Below are 5129 nucleotides of genomic sequence, written 5' to 3'. Positions count from 1 at the left end.
GTGTGCGATTTTGTTTCATCTGCCAAAATTGGGCTTTGGTGAGTACCACCAAGTCTAGGACTGGGGCAGGGCGCGATTGTGGCGACAACAACTCACTGTAAAATTTAGCAGTATCGGTTAATGCCTGGTGATAGGTACTGTAATATCGGTCTGATACGTCTACAACTGGGCCATCAAAGTCGCAAAAGACAGTAAGAAGTTTGGATAAGCTACGGGGTAGACCTGGCATGGAGTTTTACTACCAGTGAAATTGTTTACGCAATATTTCTTAACAATAACAGCTTCTCGATCGGTTGTCATTGGTGTAAACACGTTCTAACGATCGGTAAAACTTATACTATTGAATAGCCGATCCGGACTATATGACAGTAAAGTAATCGAATTAATCATGATAAGTAGCTCTCCAGCATATCTAGCACCGCAGACACACTGCCATTAATATTTCTTATTTCAGCTCCCCAACTTATGAAATTTACCGAATTCGATCGAGAAATGATGCACCGCTGTATCGAGCTGGCAAAAAAAGCTTGGGGAAAGACCGCACCAAATCCCCTCGTGGGTGCAGTTATCGTCAAAGATGGTGAAATTATCGGCGAAGGCTTTCATCCCGGCGTGGGGCAACCTCATGCGGAAGTATTTGCTCTAAGAGCCGCTGGATCGCGCGCCCGTGGTGCCACGATCTATGTCAGTCTCGAACCCTGCAATCACTTCGGACGGACTCCGCCCTGTGCCGCAGCATTAGTGGCTGCGGGAGTCGCCAAAGTAGTCGTCGGCATGGTCGATCCCAATCCACTCGTCGCTGGGGGCGGCATTGCCACTCTAGAGCAAGCTGGCATCGAAGTAATCGTTGGGGTAGAAACAGCCGCTTGTGAAGAGTTAAATGAGGGATTCGTGCAGCGGATCGTCCATCATCGTCCCCTGGGAATTTTAAAATATGCGATGACGCTCGATGGCAAAATTGCCACCGACAGCGGACACAGTACCTGGGTGAGCGGTGAATCTTCCCGTCATTACGTCCACCACCTCCGGGCGGGTTGCGATGCGGTGATTATTGGCGGCAATACTTTACGCAGAGACAATCCTTACCTCACCAGTCACGATCCGGGGGCACCCAATCCCCTGCGAGTGGTAATGACGCGAAAGTTGGATGTTCCCGTTGAGGCGATCTTATGGGATACCAGCGTCGCACCCACATTAGTTGTCACCAAGGACGGTGCCCAGCCAGATCGGGTCGCCTGTCTGCGCGATCGCGGCGTCGAGGTGTTAGAGTTAGAGACACTCAGCCCGCAGCTTGTCATGCAGCATCTCTACGATCGCGGATTTCTGTCGGTATTATGGGAATGTGGCGGGACATTAGCTGCTAGTGCGATCGCGACTGGTGCAATTCAAAAAGTCCTCGCTTTCATTGCGCCCAAAATTGTCGGTGGTAGTAGCGCCCCTTCACCAGTAGGCGATCTGAGCATTCAATCGATGTCGGCAGCGCTGGTGTTAGAACGGGTGAGCTATCAGCAAATCGGTACGGATATCCTCGTGCAGGGCTATATCAATAATTAACGTCAGAGTCCCACCGCCGATTAAAATCGGGGCTAGCATTGCAAAGTCCGCCTACGCGGACTTTGCATCACAAGCCGAGACTTCCAGTCTCCAGGCATTTCTTAACCCTAACTCGCGCTAATTAGCAGCAGGAGCTACGCCTTGCCAAATCGGCGATGACGGTGTTGATAATTGAGGAGTGCTTGATGAAATGCCAACCGATCGAAATCCGGCCAGAGTGTGTCCGTAACATATATTTCAGCATATGCCAACTGCCATAATAAAAAGTTACTAATCCGCATTTCACCACTGGTGCGGATCAACAAATCTGGATCGGGTAAGTCGGCAGTATGAAGATATTTGGAGAGCATTTGCTCGTCGATATCGGTTGATTTAACGATCCCTTGTTGCACTTGAGTGGCTAGGATCTGGCAAGCGCGGACGATTTCTTGTCTGCCACCATAATTGATTGCTACCGTAAATCGGACGCCCTGATTGTGTCGGGTGGCGACACGAGCGCGATCGATCGCGCTACATAGCGATGGTGTCAAATTATCCAAGTTACCCACGACTTCGAGCTTCACGCCCTCAGAAACCATTTCAGCGAGTTCCAACTGAAATAAATTCTCAAATAACGTCATCAAAAAATCGACTTCCTCCATCGATCTTCCCCAATTTTCCGTCGAGAAAGCATACACAGTCAACGCCGAGATCCCCCAATCTTTGCAACAACGTAACAGATCTCGGAGCGTATCCGCACCCCGTTTATGCCCCATCATCCGGGGAAATCCGCGCTGTTTTGCCCATCTACCATTTCCATCCATAATTACGGCGATGTGTTGTGGGAGCTGAGTGCAATCTAAATCGGTAGGTAGTTCGATGAGACTGGTTGTTTTGGAAGTCATCTGAGAAGTTAGGGATTATGAATTATGAATTATGAATAATCTTCAGTAGTAAATTCATCGTTCATTTATTGTCCGGCAATTGTAACAAGCCACGTAACAGCTTGACTGCGCGAGTGCTAAATTTGCGTCCTAAGCCCCGTAAACTTGGCGTGACTGATTCGCGTTCGCCGATCGGGGCAAACCGAGTTTCTAGTAGCTCTTTCAGTTTACTGCTAGTCAGGGGACGATCGAGTACTCCAGATTCAGCTAACGAGATCGATCCCGTTTCTTCTGAGACGACAATGCACACGCAATTGTTCGTGCGTTCGGTAATTCCCATTGCCGCTCGGTGACGCGTTCCTAGCTGTCTGGATGCCGCGCGATCGGATAGGGGCAAAATGACTCCCGCCGACACGACGCGATCGCCCCGAATAAATACCGCCCCGTCATGTAATAAAGTCGTATTTTGAAAGATGGTTTGGATTAATTCCTTCGATAACTTAGCATCTAATTTGACCCCAGGTACGGCAAAATCTCGCTCGTCCATCATTTCACTGGTTTCCAAGATCATCAAGGCACCGATCCGCTGTTGCGACAACTCTTTGACAGCATCGACAATTTGGTCGGTCGATCGATCTGCGGTATCGCTGACGCGACGGGTCGAGCTAATTGAGGGCACGAGATTTCCTCGCCCCAATTGCTCCAAAAAGCGGCGAAATTCTGACTGAAACACCACTGACATTGCTAGTGCTGCCCCCACGACTAATTTGTCCAATACAAAACTCAGCAGCCGAAGTTGGCACCGTTCGCCGATAGCCGCCGCCACCATTAACACAATTAGCCCTCTTACCATCCACAGCGTTCGACGATCCCTGACCGCCAATAACACTAGAAAGGTGAGGGCAATTACCAATCCCAGGTCTAGACTTTGGCGTAACCAGGATTCAGTAAACTGGGAATCAAACCCAAAGCCCAGAGTCATTGGCAATTAATCCACTACGACCAATCCCTAGATTCTATGGCACATTGGAGCCGATCGACAATCAATTGGGACTAATATTTATCTGCGATCGCCGATTTCGATCGCCAACAGCGATCGATCTCAGGGGACAATCCCCGATTGCCAGAATCGCTGTGATATCATAAATGACAGTCCCTCGCACGCGACCCGGCACAAACCTTAACTAAATAACCACTCCCTTCCCAGTGTCAATATCACCTATATATGACTAGCGGCTATCTTCTGATTGGGGCAATTTTGATCTTAGGGGGCATCGTCGCGGTGTCTGGAGATCGGATCGGCACGCGGGTGGGTAAAGCGAGGTTGACATTATTTAAACTCCGTCCGCGTCAAACTGCTACTCTGGTAACGATCGTCACAGGCACACTGATTTCTGGCTCCGTACTAACACTGATTTTTGGAGCTAGCGAACAGCTCCGTACGGGGGTATTCGATCTCCAAAAAATTCAGCGCAAACTTGCCGATACCAAGGAAAATCTCAATCGTGCTTTAGAGCAAAAAGATCGCGTCCAACGCGAGCTAGCAGTCGCGCGGAACGAGCAAACCGCCGCGCAGGATTTGCTCTCCGGCATCAATAAATCACTCAAAGATGAACTCCTCAAACAATCAGTCGCCGCCCAAAACTTTAGCAACACCAAACAGCAACTACAAACTGTCTCCCAGCAGCGCAACGATCTCGTCGCCGAAGTTACCCAAATTCGGCGTCAACGCAGCGATTTAACCGCCCAACAGCAGGTACTTGCCATCCAAGTCCAAAACCTCAAAAACCAAAGCAAACGGCTCGAAACTACCATCGAGCCGCTCCAGGAGCGATTAATCGCAGTCAATAGCCAGAAAGTTCAACTCCAACAGCGGCTCGATCTCATCACTGTCGAGCCAAATTTACATCAGCTAACTCAAAGATTACAAACCTATGAAAATACTTCAAAAAAATTAGGTCGAGATTTAGAGCAGTCTACAGCCAGAGCAATCGGGATTGAAGCTCAGCTTAAAACTGCTCAGCAAGAATTATTAAATCTCAAAATTGAGATCGAACAACTCGATCGCAAGCTCGAAGTCCGTCAAGCTCAGCTCAAGGAAAAGGACAAGCAACATCAACAGCTAGAGCGAGAGTTTCAGACGCGGGCGGTACAATTAAAACTCAGAGATCGGCAACTCAAAAAAACTGAACTTCAAATTAAAACCAATCGTCAAGGGTTAGCCTCCCTTGAAAAAGAAGTCAACAATATCGAACAAGAATATCGCAAGATTCGCCAAGGGAATATCGGGATTATTCGCAATCAAGTCTTGGCAAGTAGCGTTCTCAAAGCCAGTAGCCCTCAAGCGATGACCGAGGAAGTCGATCGCCTCCTCGTCCGAGCTAATAGCTCAGCTTGGCAAGCGACCCATCCGAATGAAGCCGATCGCCAGCAACAGATTATTGAATTAGCGCCCAATCAATTGACACAACTCAAACAACAAATAACCGAACGTCGTAACTATGTGGTGCGGATCTTTTCGACGGAAAATTATGCAATTGGCGATCGCAGTATTCAAGTATTTATCGATGCCGCGCCCGATCGCAAATTATTCGATCGGGATGCCAAAATTGCCAGCGTCAGCATCGATCCCAGTACGATGAATGAAGCTCAAATCCGCCAACAATTAAATATTCTGCTGGTAACATCACAATTGCGAGCGCGACGTGCCGG

4 protein-coding genes and 1 pseudogene are annotated in these 5129 nt (G+C 48.8%); 2 read left to right on the top strand and 3 right to left on the bottom strand.

Going from position 1 to position 5129, the window contains the following annotated elements; all coding sequences use genetic code 11:
• Positions 1-229, bottom strand: a pseudogene (locus RMO52_RS14630) (HAD family hydrolase); the annotation flags it as partial.
• A gap of 236 nt (positions 230-465) precedes the next feature.
• On the opposite strand from RMO52_RS14630, the gene ribD reads away from it, so the two are divergent.
• The gene (gene ribD, locus RMO52_RS14625; RefSeq protein ID WP_310415506.1) at positions 466-1554 is read left to right on the top strand and encodes a bifunctional diaminohydroxyphosphoribosylaminopyrimidine deaminase/5-amino-6-(5-phosphoribosylamino)uracil reductase RibD; all 1089 of its coding nucleotides are present in this window, start codon (positions 466-468) and stop codon (positions 1552-1554) included.
• 134 nt (positions 1555-1688) lie between these two features.
• Here ribD and RMO52_RS14620 read toward each other — a convergent pair whose 3' ends face one another.
• Positions 1689-2438, bottom strand: coding sequence for an isoprenyl transferase (locus tag RMO52_RS14620; RefSeq protein ID WP_310415503.1), 750 nt, complete (start codon positions 2436-2438; stop codon positions 1689-1691).
• 61 nt (positions 2439-2499) lie between these two features.
• Positions 2500-3399, bottom strand: coding sequence for a diadenylate cyclase CdaA (cdaA, locus tag RMO52_RS14615; protein ID WP_309738980.1), 900 nt, complete (start codon positions 3397-3399; stop codon positions 2500-2502).
• 243 nt (positions 3400-3642) lie between these two features.
• On the opposite strand from cdaA, the gene RMO52_RS14610 reads away from it, so the two are divergent.
• Positions 3643-5129 (top strand): DUF3084 domain-containing protein (locus RMO52_RS14610; protein WP_310415500.1); only part of this gene is annotated, 1487 nt, incomplete at its 3' end.

Source organism: Chamaesiphon sp. OTE_8_metabat_110 (assembly GCF_031382685.1).
Classification (GTDB): Bacteria; Cyanobacteriota; Cyanobacteriia; order Cyanobacteriales; family Chamaesiphonaceae; genus Chamaesiphon.
This window is presented reverse-complemented; position numbering and strand designations above follow the sequence as displayed.

What these genes read in the sequence shown, in the direction of transcription:
- ribD (WP_310415506.1), top strand. Translation starts at nt 466, where the DNA reads ATGAAATTTACCGAATTCGATCGAGAAATGATGCACCGCTGTATCGAG.
- RMO52_RS14620 (WP_310415503.1), bottom strand. Translation starts at nt 2,438, where the DNA reads ATGACTTCCAAAACAACCAGTCTCATCGAACTACCTACCGATTTAGAT.
- cdaA (WP_309738980.1), bottom strand. Translation starts at nt 3,399, where the DNA reads ATGACTCTGGGCTTTGGGTTTGATTCCCAGTTTACTGAATCCTGGTTA.